This window comes from Emticicia sp. C21, from assembly GCF_003418935.1.
Classification (GTDB): domain Bacteria; phylum Bacteroidota; class Bacteroidia; order Cytophagales; family Spirosomataceae; genus Emticicia.
This window is the reverse complement of sequence record NZ_QVMT01000004.1, coordinates 199,835-220,655: the sequence shown is the minus strand read 5'-3', so window position 1 is coordinate 220,655 and position 20,821 is coordinate 199,835. Positions and strand designations below refer to the sequence as shown.

Here is a 20,821-nt window from a genome sequence, read left to right as displayed (position 1 = left end):
TTGGAAAATTGAGAAAGGAAAACGGAAAAAGAATTTTTATTTTTAATCTTCCGTGTTCCTTTCTCCATTCTCCTTTTACCCTATACTCGTATGATTCTTAATTATATTAAAATCGCCATTCGAAACCTTTTTCGTCATAAAGTTTTCAGCTTTATTAATATTACAGGGCTGGCACTTGGGCTGGCTGTATCTCTTCTCATTTTATTGTTTGTATCGCATGAGGTGAGCTATGATACCTTCCATAAAAATTATAAGCGAATTTATAAGGTAGGTGCAACGCTGAAAATGGGTGAGCAGGAGTTCTTTTTTTCTAATATGTCAGGCAGATTAGGCGATGCACTCAAAGAAAATGCTGCCTCTGTAAAAGCTGTAGGTAGAAAAACTGCTCTCTGGAATGTAACGCTGGAAACCGACCCTAAACATCGTTTTAATGAGTCAGGATTGATTTTTGTTGATGAAGGTTTCTTCAAAATTTTTGATTTTAAAGTTGTTCAAGGGGATGTATCTGCCATTAAAAGACCTTACACGGTTTTTCTGACACCAGAAATGGCTTTGAAGTATTTCGGCAAAGAAAACCCTGTTGGCAAGTCGTTGAAATTCAATAAGAAGGCAGATCTGGAGGTGGTTGGAATTGTTGAGAAAAATCCGTCGAATTCAAGCATTAATTATAATTTCATTGCTTCGATTGCCACTGATTTGGCAGAAGGTAAAAAGAACTACCCTGAATCTTATACAGATGATAAGTTAAGCAAGATTTCTACAGGAGATTATGAAACTTTTATATTGCTTGATGATGCCGCAAATCAATCGAATGTGGCAAATGTATTAACGAAAATAGGGGCACAAAATCCTGATAATAAAGATCTTAAGTTTTCACTCAATTATTTCGCTAATCATCTGGGTGTAGGGAATGCTCAGTTAAGTGACAGACTGATGTATGTCTATATCTCCAGTGCAGTAGCTATCCTGATTTTGCTTCTCGCCTTAGTTAATTTTATGAACCTGACTACGGCGAGGGCCACTACCCGTGCCAAAGAAGTAGGTGTAAGAAAATCAATAGGCGCTAACAGATTAGGGTTAACCACCCAATTCTATGTAGAATCTACCCTGACTATTTTTGTGGCATGTATACTGGCAATTATTCTATTCAAGCTACTTCAACCTGTTCTATATTCCCTCCTGGAATTACAGATTGATACAGGTTTTCTGGTTAATCCTTATTTTCTGGTTTCTCTGGGGTCTGTACTGTTTATCAGCATATTACTAGCGGGTAGCTATCCGGCTTTTGTATTATCTAAGTTTAATCCTGTGGAGGTACTGAAAGGTAAATTTCAAGGTAAGGGGAACGCAGCTATCCGCCAGTCATTAACAGTATTTCAACTGGCAGTTTCATCTGTTTTGATTTTCAGTTCTATCATCATTTTCGGGCAAATCAAAAAGATGAGAATCAAGAATCTGGGCTTGAATAAAGACCAGATAATTACCATGAATATAGACGGCCAGGCTCGTTCAAAAACTGGGGCTTTGATGAATGAAATCAAGCAGATTGATGGAGTAGAGCAAATGTCCGGCTCAAAACATAGAATCTTTGCAGAAGGCTATAATATTAGTGGAATAAAGAAATTAGGGGCTAAAGATAATTCAATTGCTTCGATGGTAGGCACTATTGTTTTCGAGGTTGACTCGGCCTACGTCAATTTATTCGCTATTCAGTGGAAAGTAAAACCAGCAATCTTACCAAGCGATTTAAAAAAGAAAATCCTGTTGAATGAGTCAGCTGTAAAAGCACTCGGTGGAAATATAGCCACTATTAAAGATGTGGAAATGGGGAGTAATGAATCAGTGGAAGTAGTAGGCGTGGTAAAAGACTTTAACTATTTCAGCACCAAAAATGAGGTTAAACCTCTAATGCTGAAATTCATTACAGAAACAAAAGAGATAGACCATATTAATATCAAAATCAGTAAAGATGCTGATATGGTAAGCACAGTAACACAGATAGAAAAAGCTTACAACCGCTACAAAGTAGAAGACCCTTTTACATATTATTTTGCCGATGATTCATTTGATAAACTATTCAAATCAGAGGAACGAATTGCCAATATTTTCGGGGCATTTACAGGTATCGCCATCTTTATTGCCTGTCTGGGTCTATTTGGTCTAATCACCTTTATGGCTGAACAGAAAACAAAAGAAATTGGCATCAGAAAAGTGTTAGGCGCATCCATATTCAATATTACCTCTCTGCTTTCAAAAGATTTTCTGAAACTGGTATTGATAGCGGTCATAATAGCTGTACCAATAGCCTATTACGGCATGAATCAATGGTTGCAGGACTTTGTGTATCGCATTGAATTGTCATGGTGGATATTTGTAGTGGGGGGAATAGGTGTAACTCTACTAGCCTTATTAACTGTAAGTTATCAAGCCATCAGGGCAGCATTGATGAATCCGGTGAAATCGTTAAAGTCGGAGTAAAGCCGCCCCCCGCCCCTAAAGGGGTGCTGCTTGCGCGCGAGAATTTTTCGTAAGTAATAGTTTAGAGGGAATGAGGAAATAAATTATAAAACTTTTAAAAAGTCCCCTTTAGGGGGGTAGGGGCGAATTTTATGCTAAAAAACTACTTCAAAATAGCCTTTAGAAGCCTGTGGAAGAACAAGCTTTTTTCGTTCATTAATATTGTTGGATTAGGTCTGGCTATGACCTTTGGACTCATAGGCCTGATGCAGATTCAGAACGTTTTTGAATTTGATAATTTCCATCCTCATCCTGAAAGAACCTATCGGATTCTGACAGATTTCAAAGATGAAAAAGGTAAGCAGATTTCTTTCGCTGCCTCTCCTTTTTTATTGGCTAGGAAATTGAAAGATGATTATGGCTTTGTGGAGAAATCGGCAAGGGTCATTCGCTTTTTTTCTGGTGAAATGAATAACCGGATAAAGGCCATCCGTGTCAATGGGATTTACGTTGACCCTTCGTTTTTTGATATTTTTGGTTTCCCGCTAGAGAAAGGCTCATATCCGGTAGAACCTAATACAGTAGTATTAAACCACGAAACGGCTGTGAGGTTTTTTGGCACAACCAACCCTGTTGGTAAAACCATTTCCCACCACGATTTTGGTGTGTTCACCGTTACGGGTGTATTAAAGCCTTATAAATACAGAGGTACCCATTTCAGAAGCGACCTGATGGTGTCGATGGCAACCTATACTTCCTTTAACAAAGACAAACAAGACCTGAAAAACTGGACGAATTACGATACCTACACCTATGTATTGGTCAATAAAAATACAAAGCCAGCCACACTCAACAAAGCATTAAGTACTATCGCTCTTCAAAATAAAAAAGACACAGATTTTGGAAAAACAAGCCATGAATACCGTCCTCAGGCATTAAAAGACATTTCTCCTGATTTTGAGAGATTGGAAAAGAATGCTTATGTAGATGATGTATTCAGTGTATCTGTCAATTTCCTGATGGCCTTAGTGATTATCATTCTGGCAGGTTTCAATTATACCAATCTTACTTTGGCCCGTTCTTTAAGTAGGGCAAGAGAAGTGGGTGTCAGAAAAGTTTCGGGGGCTGTACGCAGACAATTGGTAAGTCAGTTTCTGATAGAAGCCATCGTATTAGCATTTTTTGCATTGCTGATAGCCTATGTGAGTTTTACATTTATTAAACAATACATACACCTTTCATGGATTGTCTGGGAGGTAGATAATAAATGGCTGATGTGGGGCATCTTTGCAGGCTTTACTTTGCTGACAGGTATCATTGCAGGGGTATTCCCGGCTCGTATTCTATCGGCCTTTCAGCCGGCCAAGGTATTGAAAGGGGAGTTGGGACCAAGTTCATTCGGTAAACTCAGTTTACGCAAAAGCCTGATAGTAATTCAGTTTGTAGTAACATTGATATACATGGCTTTGAATGTGACTATGTATAGTCAGTTTGAGTATATGGCTACTGAAAACGAAAACTTCAATCGCAAGAATATCCTTAATATTACGCTGGCAGGCAATGACTATAAATTACTTAAAAATGAGCTATCCCAATTGTCAGGTGTTGAAAGCGTTGGCTTGACTTCTGATGCTTTCGGAGGTAGCGCAAGCCAATATGCCATCAAAGCCAAAAAGACTGACGAAAATACAGCAGCCCATCATTTTTCGGTAGACAATCGGTTTATTGATAATATGAAACTGACATTAGTAGCAGGAAAAAACCTCCCCGATGCTAAAATCGATTCAAGTGGAAGTTTTGTCTTGCTTAATGAAAAGGCTGTTAAAATCCTGCATTTGGGTACTCCACAGGAAGCTATCGGAAAAATGGTTCTTCTTAATAATCAGACCGAGGTGTTGGTAGCAGGAGTAATAAAAGATTTCTGTTATTCAACTTATGAATTTGCTGTGTGGCCTGTGGTTTTTCAGTATAATCCTAAGCAGTTTCATATACTTTCTGTTAAAACAACAGACGCAGCTAATGAGTCAGCTTTATTTGCATCAGTTGAGAAAATCTGGAAGCAATATCATCCTTACGATGCCATGGTTTATTCATGGTATGAAAAAGAATTATACGATCGCTACTTCCCGGGAGAAGATATGAAGTTTTCCGGGCTTACTACCTTGGTGGGTTTTGTGATTGCTATTATGGGCTTGTTAGGAATGGTGACATATAGCACCGAGAAAAGATATAAAGAAATTGGCATTCGTAAAGTATTAGGGGCGAGTGCTTCTGAAGTTGTGCGTTTGCTTTCATGGAGTTTCTTAAAACTTTTATTGATTGCTGCCTTGATTGCTTTCCCCGTAAGCTATTTATGTAGCGTAATCGTATTGAATATTTTCACTTTCAATCCGGGTGTAAATGCCGGGTTATTGATTAGTAGTTTCGGATTGATTTTTCTGATTGCTTTATCAACCATCGGTTTGAAAACCTATCAGGCAGCTGGAACCAATCCCGTTGAGAGCCTGAAAGCTGAATAAGAGAGTGTTAAATTAACTTAAATGAAATGAGAATGATTAATTGAGGGCTTAACTTCAAGCTTTAATCATTAAAATTTCAAAATTATGTTAAAAAACTATCTGAAAATTTCCTGGCGTAACCTCATGAAACGTAAGTTTTATACTGTGGTTACAATTTTCGGCCTCTCGGTCGGAATCACCTTTGCTTTGCTGATAGGCAGCTATGTGTGGGGAGAGTTAAGAGTAAATAGTGAGTTACGCAATCTGGATAACCAATACATGTTGCAGAGCAAATGGGATAAAGAAAACATGGGTGGAGAGATTACTTCCCTTGGACCATTAGCCAAAGCACTGAAAGAGCATTACCCGGGTTTAGTAGAAAACTATTATCGCTTTGATGCCGTAACAACCATTATTTCAAAAGGAGATAAGGTTTTCAGAGAAGATATTCAGATAGCAGATTCTACTATCTTAAGCATGTACGGATTGCCATTGGTACAAGGCAATCCTAAAACGGCTTTGAATGAGCCGAATACGATGGTGATTTCATCGGCTCAGGCTATTAAATACTTTGGCAGAACCGACGTAGTCGGACAAAGCCTAAGAATAGAGTCTTTCACAGGCGAAAAACGGGATTTCATGATTACCGCTGTACTGGGCGATGTGTCTTATAATTCAATTACCAATCTCGTTACTCCACATAATAAACTCCCCATTTTAATATCCTTTAGTAATGCTCAGTTCTTAGGACGTACCGGATATGACCTGTGGAATGCTACGCATATTGTCAATTATATAGAATTAAAACAAGGGGTTAAAAAAGAAGATTTAGAAAAACCTATGGCGCAATTAATTGCAACCAATGCTTCTAAAGAAATCAGCGAAAATCTACACGCTTATCTGAAACCATTGAAAGAGGTTTATCTGGGCACTAATAATGGACTGGTAAACAAAACTATCCTGACATTGAGCATAGTTGCCCTATTTATTCTCTTAATGGCAGTCGTAAACTTTGTGAACATCTCTATTGGTAATTCATCTTCACGTTTAAAAGAGATTGGCGTAAGAAAAGTATTAGGAAGTTTAAAAGGGCAGATACTACGTCAGTTCCTGACTGAATCTATCATTATCAGCTTATTTAGCTTATTGCTCTCTTTAGTATTCTACCAACTTTTCAGACCTTATTTCTCGCAGATACTTCAAAAAGACATTATATCAATATTCAGTGCATCGCTTTATTTCTATTTGGGAGCAATTGCATTAAGCCTGTTTATTGGGCTACTAAGCGGCCTTTATCCATCATTGGTACTGGCAAATCTGCCATCAGTTGATTCCATGAAGGGCAAACTGAAATCGGTAAAAGAGAATGTGCTTTTCAGACGCTTACTATTGGCCTCTCAATTTACGGTTGCGCTATTTGTTTTTGGTGGAGCTACTGTTATTTCTCAACAGGTAAGTTATTTCTTTAATAAAGATTTAGGATATAATAAAGAAGCTGTTTTCTCACTAAGAGTCCCTCGTGACTGGTCGCTTAGAGGTGTAGAAAAAATGGAGACTGTCAGAAACGAGATGGCAAAATTAAAAGAAATAAAGCAGGGTAGTTTTGGATGGGAAATACCTGACGGTGCTACAGGATTCAGTAGTGCCATATACAGAGTAGGCCAGGACTCAACTACGGCATTTTATGCACCTACGCTGGTAACTGATGAAAAATTTGCAGAAACCTACGAAATACCGATGGTAGCAGGACAGTATTTCCATGCTACCCAAGGAACATTTCAACCCAATAGAATAGTACTGAACGAAGCGGCTATCAAGGCTTTAGGTTTTAAAAATAAGCAGGAGGCTATAGGTCAGCAGATAAGAATGCATAATATTTCCAGTGTATTTACAATTGTTGGTGCAACCCGGAACTTCCATTTTGAATCTATGCATAAAGCGATCGGACCAACTGCTTTTATGCAGGTAAGAGATAATCCTTTTTATCGTTATTTATCGTTCAGACTGAACCCGACCAATGTGGGTGAGGCCATGAAAAATATCGAAAAGAAATGGAGAGAATTACTACCTGATGCACCGTTTGAATATACTTTCATGGACGAAACTTTGCAGAAACTCTACCAGTCAGAGGTACAATTGCAGAAAGCGGCAGAGGTGGCAACAACACTAGCCATTATTATTGTACTGTTGGGGATTTTAGGCATGGTATCATTGAATATTGTGAGAAGAACGAAAGAAGTAGGTATTCGCAAAGTATTAGGTGCTTCGGGCATCAGCATTGTTTTTCTGTTTATGAAAGAATTCCTGATTGTTGTCGGATTAGCGATAATCATCGCTTTTCCGTTAGCGGTTCTGAGTATGAATAGCTGGCTACAAAACTACGCCTACCGCATAGAATTAAGCTGGATTACCTTTGCCTTTGTAGGGCTTGTATTCGTGGTAATGGTTGCTCTATTAGTAGGCTTCCAGACCTTCAAAGCAGCAAGATTAAATCCGGTAAAGTCACTAAAAATAGAGTAACAGCCCCCCACCCCTAAAGGGGAGCTAAGAAAAGATTATTAAGTTTAGAGCAGCCTTCTTTTAGGGGTTAGGAAGGTGATTTTTCAATCTTTTAAAAAGTCCCCCTTTAGGGGCTAGGGGTTTATGATACGCAATTACTTAAAAATCGCTTTTAGAAACCTGCGGAAGCAGAAGGGATTCACTTTTATCAACATAGCCGGATTAGCCATCGGGCTTACCTGCTTTTTGTTGATTGGTTTGTATGTGAAAGATGAATTGAGTTATGACCGATTCAACAAAAATGCCGACCGCATTTATCGCGTTACACGCATTTTTAAGTCACAGGATGGTACCGTGAGCCTACATCTGGGTCACGTGGCGCCTGCTTTTATGCAGTATTTCCAGAGCGATTTTTCAGAAGCAGAGCAGATTACCCGATTATTTGGGCAGCAATCGGTGATAAACAGACCAGAGAATCCTGAGAAAAAATATCAGGAACAACGCATGTATTTTGCTGAGGCAAATATTTTTAAAGTATTCTCTATAAACCTGGTTCAGGGTAACCCTGATAAGGCTTTGGTTGAGCCATATACGGTTGTCATATCGAAACCTATGGCAGAAAAGTATTTTGGTAATGAAGACCCTATAGGAAAATTGCTGAAAGCAGATAGTAAATTTGAATTAAGGGTCTCTGGTGTGTTTGACCCTTTACCAACTCAATCACATTTCCATGCCGATTTCCTATTGTCAATGAATACACTGAATGACGACAAAATTTATGGTAAAGATGAAATGAACAGAGATTGGGGTGGAAACAACTTTGCCACGTATTTTCTGATGCCTGCGGGCTATGAGATGTCAAGAATTGAGAGTAGAATGAAGACCTTTCTTGACACACATTTACCTGTATATGATGGTAGAAAGGGTTCTCAATATTCAGACCTTACTTTCCAGAAACTAACAGATATACATCTCTACTCACACCTGGATTCAGAGCATGAAGCCAATGGAAATATCAAATATGTTTATACTTTCTCAGCCATTGCCTTTTTTATTCTGCTTATTGCCTGTATTAATTATATGAACCTGGCAACGGCTCGTTCAGCAGGCAGAGCTAAAGAGGTGGGGCTTCGCAAAGTTGTAGGAGCAATTCGTTCTCAACTAGTAGCGCAATTCTTGAGTGAGTCTCTACTATTGACTATTGTCTCTTTGGCTATTGCATTAATAGCTACCATTCTTTTGATTCCTGTGCTGAATGATTTTACTAATAAGACCCTGACTTTCACCAGCTTATTAGATTTTAGAATCATCCTACTGATTCTGGGTGCTATCTTCTTTACAGGTGTTTTAGCGGGAAGTTATCCTGCGTTCTTCCTGACGGCTTTTCAACCGGTAGAAGTATTGAAAGGGAAAATCAAAAATGCTATGAAGAATGGCCGCTTACGTCAGGTTTTGGTAGTGATGCAGTTTTCAATTGCCTGTATCCTGATTATCAGCACGGCTATTATTTATAAACAATTAAGTTTTATGCTCACACAAGATGCCGGATACAAAAAAGACCAGGTATTGGTGATGCGTGTTGGTAATGATAGCTCGGTTGATTTTGAGAGTTTTAAACAAGAACTGAAACGTCAGGCAGGTGTGAAGAATGTAAGCCATTCATCAAGAACTCCAACAGGTCGTTTGCTTGATTCTCAAGGAGCGAAAGTAGCAAAAGGTGATTCTCTGGCTCCAACCAGTACAGAAATTAAAGCACTATCAATAGACCATGATTTTCTATCTACCTACCAGATAAAATTAGTGGCGGGCAGAGATTTATCAAGAGAATTCAAATCAGATGATTCTGCGGCTTATATCCTGAACGAAGCAGCTGTTAAATCAATAGGATGGAAAAGTAATGCCGATGCCATTGATGAAGTGTTTGAATATGGCGGTACAAAAGGCAAGGTAATAGGTGTAGTAAAAGATTTTCATTTTGAGTCTTTGCATCAGAAAATCGTTCCTATGGTCATGTTTGTCAATAAAGGCTGGCGTAGTTGGTTTTCGATAAATATAGCTGCCGGAGATTTCCAGAATACTATTGCCAGTATCGAGAAGACATTTAAAACCTATATGCCTAATACACCATTCAGCTATCAGTTCTTAGATGAGCGTTTCAATAACCAGTATCAGGCAGAGCAAAAGCAAAGGTCTTTATTCATGATTTTTGCAGGTATTTCTATCTTTATTTCTTGTCTGGGCTTATTTGCTTTGGCCGCCTTTATGGCAGAACAACGTCGAAAGGAAATTGGGGTTCGTAAAGTATTAGGGGCTTCAGTAGGAAGTATAACTACTTTGCTATCTAAAGATTTTATCAAGTTGGTTGTCATTTCTATTCTGATTGCCTCACCTATTGCCTGGTATGCCATGAATAGCTGGCTGACAGATTTTGCCTATCGGGTTGATATTGAGTGGTGGATTTTCCCTGTGGCAGGTTTATTGGCAATCCTGATTGCCGTGGCTACGGTGAGTTATCAGGCCATTTCAGCGGCATTGGTGAATCCGGTGAAATCATTAAAGTCGGAATAAAACCGCCCCCGCCCCTAAAGGGGTGCTATATTGTACCTACAAGTTGTAGAAGAATATTATCTAACTTTTAAAAATCCTCCTTTAGGGGACGGTCCGACGATTCGGAGGGGTTTATGATACGCAATTACTTTAAAATCGCCTTTAGAAACCTGGCTAGACAGAAAGGTTTCACTTTTATTAATAGCGCAGGATTAGTTATCGGGCTGACTTGCTTTTTGTTGATAGGCTTATATGTAAAAGATGAATTGAGTTACGACCGGTTCAACAAAAATGCTGACAACATTTATCGTGTCACCCGTATTTTTAAATCAAAAGATGGTAAGGTTAGTCTGCATCTGGGGCAAGTAGCTCCTGCTTTTATGCAATATTTTCAAAGTGATTTTACGGAGGTGGAACAGATTACCCGATTGTTAGATGCAACCCTCTTATTTAATATATTGAACCGACCTGAAAGCCCTGAAAAAAAATATCAGGAATCAAATATGTTTTTTGCTGATGCAAATGTATTTAAAGTATTCTCAATTAATCTGCTTTCGGGTAATCCTGATAAGGCTTTAGAAGAACCATTTACAATTGTTATAGCCAAGCCTTTGGCAGAGAAGTATTTTGGCAATGAAGACCCCATAGGTAAGTTGCTTAAAGTAGACAATAAGTATGAGTTAAGAGTTTCGGGGGTGTTTGAACCAATGCCGGATCAGTCGCATTTTCATGCTAATTTATTTCTCTCAATGAATACATTGAATGATAACAGGATTTATGGTAAAGAGGCAATGAATAATGATTTTGGAGGTAATGCTTTTGCTACTTATTTCTTAATGCCGAAAGGTTATGATATGTCGAGCATAGAAAGCCGGGTGAAAACTTTCCTTGACCAACATTTGCCTACATCTGATGGTGGAAAAGGCTCTGACTGGTCAGACCTGACTTTCCAGAAGCTGACAGATATACACTTATATTCGCATTTAGATTCAGAGCTTGAGGCTAACGGAAATATCAGATACGTATATACCTTTTCGGCGATTGCCTTTTTTATTCTGCTCATAGCCTGTATCAATTATATGAACCTGGCAACAGCCCGTTCATCAGGTAGAGCCAAAGAAGTGGGACTTCGTAAAGCAGTAGGAGCCTTACGCTCACAATTAATCGGGCAATTTCTAAGTGAATCGCTGCTACTCACTTTATTCTCTTTAATTATAGCATTAACTGCCCTTATTCTGTTGATTCCGGTATTAAATGACTTTACTAATAAATCTTTGGCATTTACCAGTTTATTGGATGTTAAATTTATTTTAATGGTTCTGGGTGTCATCTTCTTTACAGGGATTCTGGCCGGGAGTTATCCTGCCTTTTTCCTGACTGCTTTTCAGCCGGTAGAGGTATTGAAAGGAAAAATAAAAAATGCCATGAAGAATGGCCGCTTACGTCAGATATTGGTGGTGATGCAGTTTTCAATTGCTTGTATATTGATTATCAGTACAGCTATTGTTTACAAACAATTGAGTTTTATGCTTACGCAAGATGTCGGTTTCAGGAAAGATCAGGTTATTCTGATGAAACTTGATAGAAATAACTCGTTTGATTTTGAGAGTTTTAAACAAGAGCTGAAACGTCAGGTGGGAGTAAAGAATATAAGTGCCTCTTCAAGAACCCCTACAGACCGTTTACTTGATTTTCAAGGCGCAAAAGTACAAAATGGTGATTCTTTGGCTCCTACCAATGTTGTAATAAAATCGCTCAGAGTTGACTTTGATTTCTTATCTACTTACGGAATAAAGTTAGCAACAGGAAGAGATTTCAGGTTAGGTGATTCAGCGGTATTTATCCTGAATGAGACAGCAGTCAAATCAATTGGATGGAAAAATAGCGACGATGCTATTGACAAAGCATTTGAATATGACGGTCGGAAAGGTAAGGTAGTGGGTGTTGTGAAAGATTTTCATTTCGAATCTATGCATCAGAAAATAGCGCCGATGATATTAATTGCCAATAAAGGTCAGGATAGCTGGCTTTCAATCAAAATGGAAGCCGGTAATTTTCAGCAGACAATTGCCAGTATTGAAAAAATAGTTAAATCGTATATGCCCGATGCAGTATTCAGCTATCAGTTTCTAGACGAGCAGTTTAATAAACAATACCAGTCCGAGCAGAAACAATGGTCACTATTTATCATTTTTGCAGGTATTTCTATCTTTATTTCCTGCCTGGGCTTATTTGCTTTGGCTGCATTTATGGCAGAACAACGACGTAAAGAAATAGGGGTACGAAAAGTATTAGGTGCATCAATAGGAAGTATTACCACTTTATTGTCGAAAGATTTTATTAAATTGGTACTTATATCTATTCTGATTGCCTCGCCAATAGCCTGGTATGCCATGAATAGCTGGCTGACAGATTTTGCTTATCGAATTAATATTGAATGGTGGATTTTCCCATCGGCAGGTTTGCTAGCTATCCTGATTGCTGTAGCAACAGTGAGTTATCAGTCTATTTCAGCAGCATTAATGAATCCTGTGAAATCATTAAAATCAGAATAACCCCCCGCCCCTAAAGGGGAGCTGCTTGCGCACGAGTATTATATAATTTTACCCCCCTTTAGGGTTTAGGGGCGTATTTTTTTCAACTTTTAAAAAAGTCCCCCTTTAGGGGCTAGGGGTATATTTATGATAAAGAACTACTTAAAAATCGCTTGGAGGAGCTTATTGAAAAGCAAACTCTTTACTGCTCTGAATCTATTAGGTCTGGCCTTGGGGCTAACGGTATCGCTCTTGCTGATGCTATTCGTAAAAGATGAATTGTCTTTTGATAAATACCATTCAAAAGCTAAGGACATCTATCGGATTGGCGTAACAGCTACTTTTGACGGCAAAAGCCAGAAATGGGCTAATGCGCCCAATGTAGTAGGCCCAACAATGAAAAACGAGATTCCGGAGGTAGTACAACAAACTAGAATCCTTCTGAATGATTTTGGACAGACGGCATTTGTCAACTCTGGCGAGAAGAAGTTTGCAGAGAAAAAACTCTATTGGGTAGATGGAACAATCTTTGAGATTTTCGATATAAAACTCATACAAGGGAATCCGAAAGTGGCATTGCAAGACCCGAATAAAGTAATATTGAGCCAGTCTACTGCCCATAGGTATTTTGGGAATGAAAACCCGATAGGAAAAGTGCTGAAAGTGGGTAGCAAGTATTCTTTAGAAATAACGGGTATTTATGAAGACCTGCCGCATAACTTTACATTGGATGCCGATTTAATGGGCTCGTTTAATAGTGTGGAATGGGCATCTAAAAGACTTTATTGGAGTAATTCGAGTTTTGAAACCTATTTATTGATGACACCTAATGCCAGTCAACAAAAAGTAGAGGCGCAAATGTCAAAGATTCTTGAAAAAAATGTTCCGAATAAAGAAGAACGCTGGTTCTCACTCTGGCTTCAACCATTGGTAGATGTCCACCTGAAATCAGGTGATATTACTAATACCAATACTACTCGTAAAGGTGATGCCAGTCAAGTGAAAATATTACTGATTTTAGCGTTGGTGGTGCTGGTAATTGCATGTATCAATTATATGAATCTGGCAACAGCTCGCTCGCAGAAGCGTTTCAAGGAGGTAGGTATTAATAAAACGATTGGGGCTACCAATCGTCAGTTAATTGGTCGTTTCTATACCGAGACCACTCTCACAATTTTCCTAGCTTTATTGTTAAGTTTGAGCCTTTTAATATTGGCCTTACCTTTATTTAACCAGTTGGCTGATAAGAACCTGTCTATCGCCAATATTTTCACGCCGGAAATCGGTATAGGATTATTGATTGTGTTTACTTTTGTAACATTTGTTTCCGGTTCTTACCCTGCGTTTTATCTCTCTTCTTTTGCTCCTAAAAGCCTTTTGCAGACTTCCATCACTAAGAAAACCGGAGCAGGGCTTTTCCGCCAGTCATTGGTAGTGATACAATTTGCAGCATCAATTATCCTGACTATCTGTACTTTTATTTTTTTCCAACAATTAAAATTCATTCAGAATAAAAAATTAGGCTATAACCCCGAGCAGGTTGTAGCAGTAATGACATCAGGAGCAGAAAACAAAGAACAGGTTGATGGTTTAATCAACAACTATAAAGCATTGAGTAACGTAGTAGAAACTTCACGGGCACAGACTTATTTAGGCTTTGGTGGAAGCGTCCGTACGATGAGTAAGGCTGATAATCCAAAAGAATCATTCGCTGTTACTACTAACCGAATGACAGGAGATTTTGCCAAGGTTTTAGACCTGAAATTTTTGGCAGGAAAAACACTACCACTCATAAAAGGTGAAAAAGATACGACAATACAATTAGTAGTTAATGAAACCACTACAAAGTTATTAGGCTATAAAACGCCGCAGGAAGCAATTGGCAAGTTCTCTGATAATTTCTTCTGGAATAAGAAAACTGAAATAGTTGGGGTGGTAAGAGATTTCCACTATAATTCGTTTCATCAACCTATTGGCTCCTATGCTTTTCATAATGCGGATACCGAGTCGAGACCTTACCTGCTTGTGAAAATCAATACGAGCGATCTGGCACAAACCATGAAGCAACTAGAAGCTACTTTCAAAAAGAGCATTCCATCGTCGGCATTTGAATATATATTTCTTGACCAATTTCTGGGTACACTCTATCGTGCTGAAACCCAGACAGCCAATGTCGTCTTATTATTCTCAGGCTTAGCGATATTGATCGCCTGCTTAGGTTTATTTGGTTTAGCAGCTTATACAGCCGAGCAACGCACCAAAGAAATTGGTATCCGCAAAGTATTAGGCGCCTCAGTGGCAGGTATCACCACTTTGATTTCGAAAGACTTTTTGAAATTGATTATTATAGCAGTACTGATAGCAAGTCCGATAGCTTATTATTTTATGACGCAATGGCTAAAAGATTTTGCCTATCAGGTTACCATAGAATGGTGGGTATTTATAGTAACAGGTTTAATTGCCGTGCTGGTAGCATTACTGACAGTAAGCTCTCAGGCTATCAAAGCAGCTTTAGTTAATCCGGTAAAATCATTAAAAACAGAATAAATAGCAGGAGGCATGGGGCATGGGGCAGAGGGTTAACTCTTCCCCATGCCCCTAGCCCTCTGCTCCATGAAAAACCATGAAATTGAAATTTACACTCAGAGTTTTAAACAGAAATAAGCTTTTTACATTTCTGAATATAGCCGGACTTGCCTTAGGGATGGCAGGTGGGATATTGGTTTTTCAATTAGTGAAATACCATTTAAGTGTAGATGCTTATCATAAAAATGCTGATAGAATCTATCGATCAGTAGTTGATTTGCATCTGGGAGATGGTCAGATTGAGCGCTCAAAAGGAAGTGCTTATATTTTGCACAGCACACTTAAGAAAGAGTACCCTTCAATTGAACAAACTACTTATCTGGCACATCGGCCTTTGACTATTGCTCTCACTGAAAATAACAATGTGCGTAAATATCTGGAAAAAGAATCGGCAGCCTTTACTAATGCTGATTACTTCAAAATATTCGACTATGAATGGGAAACCGGGACTCCGGCAGTTTTAGATGAACCAAATAAAGCTGTTTTGACAGAACGCTATGCTTTGAAGTTTTTTGGCTCTCAAAATCCCATCGGCAAAAGCATGAAGCTGGAGAATCAGCAGGAAGTAGTTGTTGCAGGTATAATCAAAGATAATCCTGATAACACTGATTTAAAAACAGATATTTTTGTTTCTCTGCCTACCTTGAAAATATTGGTACCGAATTATGGCTACGAAGACTGGGGCTGGATTGAAAGCAGTCGCGAGACATTTGTTATGCTTCGTTCAAAAGACCAGAAAGAAGCGTTTGAAAAGCAAATGCCTGCTTTCTCAAAAAAGTATCATGGTGCTGATAGTGAAGTATTTAAGTACTGCCTGCAAGACTTATCAGATATACATTTTAATATTGATTACGGTGGTAAAATCAAGATGGCTACTATCAATTTATTATTGGTGATTGGAGTGTTAATGGTAATTATTGCCTGTATCAATTTCATTAATTTATCTACGGCATTATCATTTAAGCGTTACAAGGAAGTGGGTGTCAGAAAAACATTAGGTAGCTCTCAAGGACAGATTTTCTGGCAGTTTATCAGTGAAACAGCTGTGGTGGCTATATTGTCGGTAGTTTTGGCTATTTCAATAGCCTATTCAACTGCCCCTTTCCTGGGTCAGTGGCTGAAAACACCAATAAGCATGAATCTTTTGTCTGATGTGAAATTGATAGGCTTTATTGTGGTTTTACTGATTACCATTGTGTTCATTGCAGGGTTTTATCCTGCCATGATTATTGCCAATTTCAATCCTTTAAAGGCTCTTAAAAATATTACTGAACTGCCTAAGAAATTTACGTTGAGAAAAGGGTTGGTAGTAACGCAATTCAGTATTGCCTGTATTCTGATTGCCGTTTCGATGCTGGTGGTTTTGCAATTAGATTATCTGAAAAATAAAGATTTGGGACTGAGAAAAGACATGATTCTGCATGTGAATATCCCAAATCCTGAAGCCGACAAACTGACGACCTTCAAGAATCAGCTGCTTCAACAAGCGAATATTGAAAATATTTCATTTTTCCGAACGGCCCCATCTTCAAAAACAGGTAGCGGGGGCAGCATTAAGTACGAAAACAGAGATTGGGAAAAGTTTGTAGCAAGGTCTAAAATGGCCGATGAAGTCTATATTGATACGTATGATATTAAACTTGTAGCCGGACATAAACCCGTGGCTTCTGATACTTTACGCGAGTTATTAGTAAACGAAAAAATGGTAAAAAGTTTGGGGCTGAAATCACCGGAAGAAATTCTTGATAAAAAGTTATTGGTGGGTGATTTAAGCAAAACAGGTATTATAGTAGGGGTAGTAGCTGACTTCAACAATACAGACTTGTATACAGGTGTAGAGCCAACGGTTATTTTTTCTTCACGTAGTCATTACCGTTATGCCGCCGTTCGATTAAAAGCTTATAATCCAAACACGATTCAGGATATTGCCAAAATATGGGAGAAATTGTATCCAGATAATGTATTTGAATATTCGTATTTCAAAGAAGATGTGGCTCGTTTTTATGAAAGAGAAGAATTGATCAGTAACCTGACTAAAACCTTTGCGGCTTTATCTGTCTTTATTTCTTGCCTTGGCTTGTTTGGGTTGGCTACTTTCTCAATCAAACAGCGCACTAAAGAAATAGGCATCCGTAAAGTATTAGGGGCTTCTGTTTTCAGCATTACCTCACTATTATCTTTAGATTTTTTAAGATTAGTTTTTCTATCAATCATCATTGCTGTTCCAGTATCCTATTACTTTATGGCAGAATGGTTAAAAGATTTCGCTTACCACGTCTCTATCGAATGGTGGATATTTGCTGCCACTGGTATAGTTGCGGTTGTTATTGCCCTATTAACCATTAGCTATCAGGCCATCAGGGCAGCGCTAGTGAATCCGGTGAAATCGTTAAAGACTGAGTAGGGGAAATGGAGAAAGTATTGTCCGTTACTGTACGAAATCCTGTCCGAAAATGGACAGGATTTTATTTTTAATTGGATGTAATGTATTGATAGTGAGTGTATTGAAGTTTTGGCATAGCTTTGGATAATAAAGTTTTAAAAATGAAAAGGCTATACTGGAAATTGTTTAATTTTAGAAACTCCCCTTTAGGGGCGACCGTCGCGCGGTTGGGAGTATATATTATCTAACTTAAAAAAAGTCCCCCTTTGGGGGCTAGGGGTGTTTATGATACGCAATTACTTAAAAATCGCATGGCGTAACCTTTTCCGGAATAAGGTTTACAGCTTTATTAATATTGCCGGATTAAGCATTGGCTTGGCAGCAGCTATGCTCATTATGCTTTATACCAAAGATGAGGTGAGTTACGACCGCTTCCATGCCAATAGTGCTAATATCTATCGGGTTACTACCCAATGGATTAACCCAGATGGGAGCGTGAAACAGGGGGATGGTACTACTGGCTATTTCCAGGGTCCGAAATTCAAGGATGGCGTGCCTGACATTCAGTCTTTTGTAAGATTAAGAAGCGATTTCAGAAATATTCGTCAGGGAGCAGAAATCAAAGGGTATGGCATGATGGAAACCGACCGTAATTTCTTTTCTGTATTCACATTTCCATTGATTAGTGGGAATCCGGCTACGGCACTTGAAAAGCCTAAATCAGTAGTTATTACAGATGAAATGGCTGAAAAACTCTTCAAGAATACAGATGTATTGGGTAAGACCATCGACTTTGTAGAAGATGAAAAATTAGTCCCTTATCAGATTACAGGAGTAGCCAAAAAAGCACCTCAGAACTCATCTGTTAAATTTGATTTTTTGTTGCCGATGATTGTTAAGAACGAAGAGTATCAGAATAATGAAAACTGGTTTAACTTCTTTCTGAATACGTTTGTATTATTACAGCCAAACTCTACTGCAACTGCCGCTGAAGCAAAAATGAAACGAGTGTATGAAGCTGATGCAAAGGAGAGTATTCAGAAGATGATGAAGGATTATGATATAAAGGAAAAAGCCCGCTATGCTCTTCAACCATTGACTGATATGCACCTGAGCACGGCTTTTGCTGCGCAAAATGGTCTGTCTGATGCTAGTAATCCTACATTCTCTTATATCCTGACCGGTATTGCGCTCTTTATTTTGCTGATTGCCTGTATCAACTTTATTAATCTGACGGTTGCCCGTTCGTTGAAACGTGCCAAAGAAATTGGTGTAAGAAAGGTAGTAGGTGGGGATAGGAAACAATTGATTATGCAGTTTTTAGGCGAGTCTTTTGTATTATGTTCAATAGCCTTTATGTTGGCTATTGGTATTTTGCAAATTGTATTGCCTACATTTAACCAATTGGCTAATAAAGCTCTGGCATTCTCTTATTTGTTTGATGTTAAACTAGTTGTAGCATATATTGTACTTTTCTTTATTACGAGCCTACTGGCAGGTTTTTATCCTGCTTTGGTATTGTCAGGCTATGACCCGGTGAAGACTTTATATAGCCGTTTTAATCTGACTGGTAAAAACTATTTGCAGAAAAGTCTGGTAGTAGTGCAGTTTGGCCTGGCTTCTTTTCTGATTATTGCTACGCTTACCATCTATTCACAGTTTGATTATCTAACTACCAAAGAATTAGGCTACGATGATAAAAACCTGATAACAGTTGATAAATGGCGAATGGCGCATAGCGAAGCACATGTATTGATTGACGAATTGAAGAAAAACCCGAATATCGTTGAAGTTGCCCCTAAAAATGGTGGACAATGGGGGACAATTGCCAAGATTAATGGTGATAAACAAATTGATTTTGCCTACGAAACTGTGAATCCGGCGTTCTTGCCGCTTCTGAAAATACCTATTTTACAGGGTCGCAATTTTTCTCCTGATTTTCCTTCAGATTCTACGCAATCTGTCATTGTGAATGAGGCATTTGTAAAGAAAGCGGGCTGGAAAAACCCAATAGGGCAGGAAGTGAATTTCTGGTATGATAATAATACCAAATATAAGGTAATAGGCGTAGTGAAAAACCATCATTTTAATGCCTTAAATCAGGAAATTGGCTCACAACTATTTACAATGAAACCTGGTAACAGATACGGAACAGTTTATATTAAAATTAAGCCCAATACAGAGGTAGCAAGCCTGAAACATATTGAAAAGACTTTTAGAAAATTGTTTCCTATCAACTCGTATGATTATAAGTTTATGGAAGCTGAAAATCTGAAAAAATATGAGTCAGAAGCTAAATGGAAACAAATTATGCTATTTGGTGCAGCGCTCACTATCTTTATTTCGTGCATTGGCTTGTTTGGTCTGGCCACTTTATCGGCAGAAAAACGCACCAAAGAAATAGGTATCCGTAAAGTATTGGGTGCATCGGTAGGTAGTCTTATTCAATTGCTTTCTACCGACTTTCTGAAACTGGTAGGTTTATCATTTATTTTTGCTTTCCCGTTGGCATTTTATGCAGCTCAGGAATGGCTCAAGAACTATCCTTATCGCATTTCAATCGGCGTTCCCATTTTCGTTATTACAGCTGTGATTACGATTATTATTGCGTTTCTGACTGTTGGTGGACAGGCGTTAAGAGCGGCTTTGATGAACCCGGTGAAATCGTTGAAGACGGAATAATTTGGAGAACGGAATAAAGAGTTTTGTTTTTTATAAAAATAAAAATGGCAAGAGGGAAGCCCTTTTGCCATTTTTTTATCATTCAGTTCCAAATCTTATCTTTTCTTAAATATCATTACTTCAGTTGCCGGATTTCCAATTAGTAATTTTACCTGATTGGTTTCATAAACTATTTTGGTTGCCTTAGCCAGATTCTTGTATAATTCATCTTCTGCTTTCATAGCGTCAGCAGGGCCAGCCATTTCGGTTGTGATTACTTCAGTATTTTTGAGAGACCCATCCGCTTCGTTGTGGGTATAAGTAGCACCATACATATTTACGTAGCTAAAGCCGCTTATATTAAGATATGCCGTATTATCAGGAGCTTTCTTAACTATATCCATCCCCAGTTTTTCCGAACCTGCTGTTTTGCTCACCTGATAACCTGCAAAATAATATTCAGTTGGTTTTGAAACGGCGCCAGGATCTTTGCTTGATACTGGTGCATTCGGATTCTCACCATCTTTTGTATTCGCTGTAGCAGGTAAATCATCTGCATTGGCCGACATATCATCTGCCGCCTTTTCGCAAGACATCATTACTGCCATAAAACTTAATAATAGCATGAATTTTTTCATACAAAAATAGATTTAAGG

Annotated in this window: 9 protein-coding genes; 8 read left to right on the top strand and 1 reads right to left on the bottom strand. The window is 38.5% G+C overall.

Features of this window, described 5'->3' with window-relative positions; all coding sequences use genetic code 11:
• Positions 1-90: 90 nt before the first annotated feature.
• The 8 genes from D0T08_RS11455 to D0T08_RS11420 all read left to right on the top strand — a co-directional run bounded on the left by D0T08_RS11455 (position 91) and on the right by D0T08_RS11420 (position 20,186).
• On the top strand, positions 91-2,478 hold the full coding sequence (locus tag D0T08_RS11455; protein ID WP_116982771.1) for an ABC transporter permease: 2,388 nt from the start codon (positions 91-93) through the stop codon (positions 2,476-2,478).
• Positions 2,479-2,609: 131 nt separating this feature from the next.
• On the top strand, positions 2,610-4,976 hold the full coding sequence (locus D0T08_RS11450) for an ABC transporter permease (protein ID WP_116982770.1): 2,367 nt from the start codon (positions 2,610-2,612) through the stop codon (positions 4,974-4,976).
• 84 nt (positions 4,977-5,060) lie between these two features.
• Positions 5,061-7,475: an ABC transporter permease gene (locus tag D0T08_RS11445; protein ID WP_116982769.1), complete on the top strand. Its 2,415-nt coding sequence runs from the start codon at positions 5,061-5,063 to the stop codon at positions 7,473-7,475.
• Between the two features lie 123 nt (positions 7,476-7,598).
• On the top strand, positions 7,599-10,022 hold the full coding sequence (locus D0T08_RS11440; RefSeq protein ID WP_116982768.1) for an ABC transporter permease: 2,424 nt from the start codon (positions 7,599-7,601) through the stop codon (positions 10,020-10,022).
• Positions 10,023-10,135: 113 nt separating this feature from the next.
• Entirely contained in the window at positions 10,136-12,556 is a 2,421-nt protein-coding gene (locus D0T08_RS11435) for an ABC transporter permease (RefSeq protein ID WP_116982767.1), read from the top strand.
• A gap of 126 nt (positions 12,557-12,682) precedes the next feature.
• Complete coding sequence (locus D0T08_RS11430; protein ID WP_116982766.1) at positions 12,683-15,082, top strand: ABC transporter permease; 2,400 nt, start codon at positions 12,683-12,685, stop codon at positions 15,080-15,082.
• Positions 15,083-15,158: 76 nt separating this feature from the next.
• Positions 15,159-17,525 (top strand): FtsX-like permease family protein, encoded by a 2,367-nt coding sequence (locus D0T08_RS11425; RefSeq protein WP_116982765.1) that lies wholly within the window; start codon positions 15,159-15,161, stop codon positions 17,523-17,525.
• 264 nt (positions 17,526-17,789) lie between these two features.
• Positions 17,790-20,186 carry an ABC transporter permease gene (locus D0T08_RS11420; RefSeq protein WP_116982764.1) on the top strand — a complete coding sequence of 799 codons (2,397 nt, stop codon included), beginning with the start codon at positions 17,790-17,792 and terminating at the stop codon, positions 20,184-20,186.
• A gap of 95 nt (positions 20,187-20,281) precedes the next feature.
• Here D0T08_RS11420 and D0T08_RS11415 read toward each other — a convergent pair whose 3' ends face one another.
• Positions 20,282-20,803, bottom strand: coding sequence for an META domain-containing protein (locus D0T08_RS11415; RefSeq protein ID WP_116982763.1), 522 nt, complete (start codon positions 20,801-20,803; stop codon positions 20,282-20,284).
• Positions 20,804-20,821 lie beyond the last annotated feature (18 nt).

Bases quoted from the DNA above. Each gene is read 5' to 3' on its own strand.
- D0T08_RS11445 (WP_116982769.1), top strand. From the start codon at position 5,061: ATGTTAAAAAACTATCTGAAAATTTCCTGGCGTAACCTCATGAAACGT.
- D0T08_RS11425 (WP_116982765.1), top strand. From the start codon at position 15,159: ATGAAATTGAAATTTACACTCAGAGTTTTAAACAGAAATAAGCTTTTT.
- D0T08_RS11450 (WP_116982770.1), top strand. From the start codon at position 2,610: ATGCTAAAAAACTACTTCAAAATAGCCTTTAGAAGCCTGTGGAAGAAC.
- D0T08_RS11420 (WP_116982764.1), top strand. From the start codon at position 17,790: ATGATACGCAATTACTTAAAAATCGCATGGCGTAACCTTTTCCGGAAT.
- D0T08_RS11440 (WP_116982768.1), top strand. From the start codon at position 7,599: ATGATACGCAATTACTTAAAAATCGCTTTTAGAAACCTGCGGAAGCAG.
- D0T08_RS11435 (WP_116982767.1), top strand. From the start codon at position 10,136: ATGATACGCAATTACTTTAAAATCGCCTTTAGAAACCTGGCTAGACAG.
- D0T08_RS11415 (WP_116982763.1), bottom strand. From the start codon at position 20,803: ATGAAAAAATTCATGCTATTATTAAGTTTTATGGCAGTAATGATGTCT.
- D0T08_RS11455 (WP_116982771.1), top strand. From the start codon at position 91: ATGATTCTTAATTATATTAAAATCGCCATTCGAAACCTTTTTCGTCAT.
- D0T08_RS11430 (WP_116982766.1), top strand. From the start codon at position 12,683: ATGATAAAGAACTACTTAAAAATCGCTTGGAGGAGCTTATTGAAAAGC.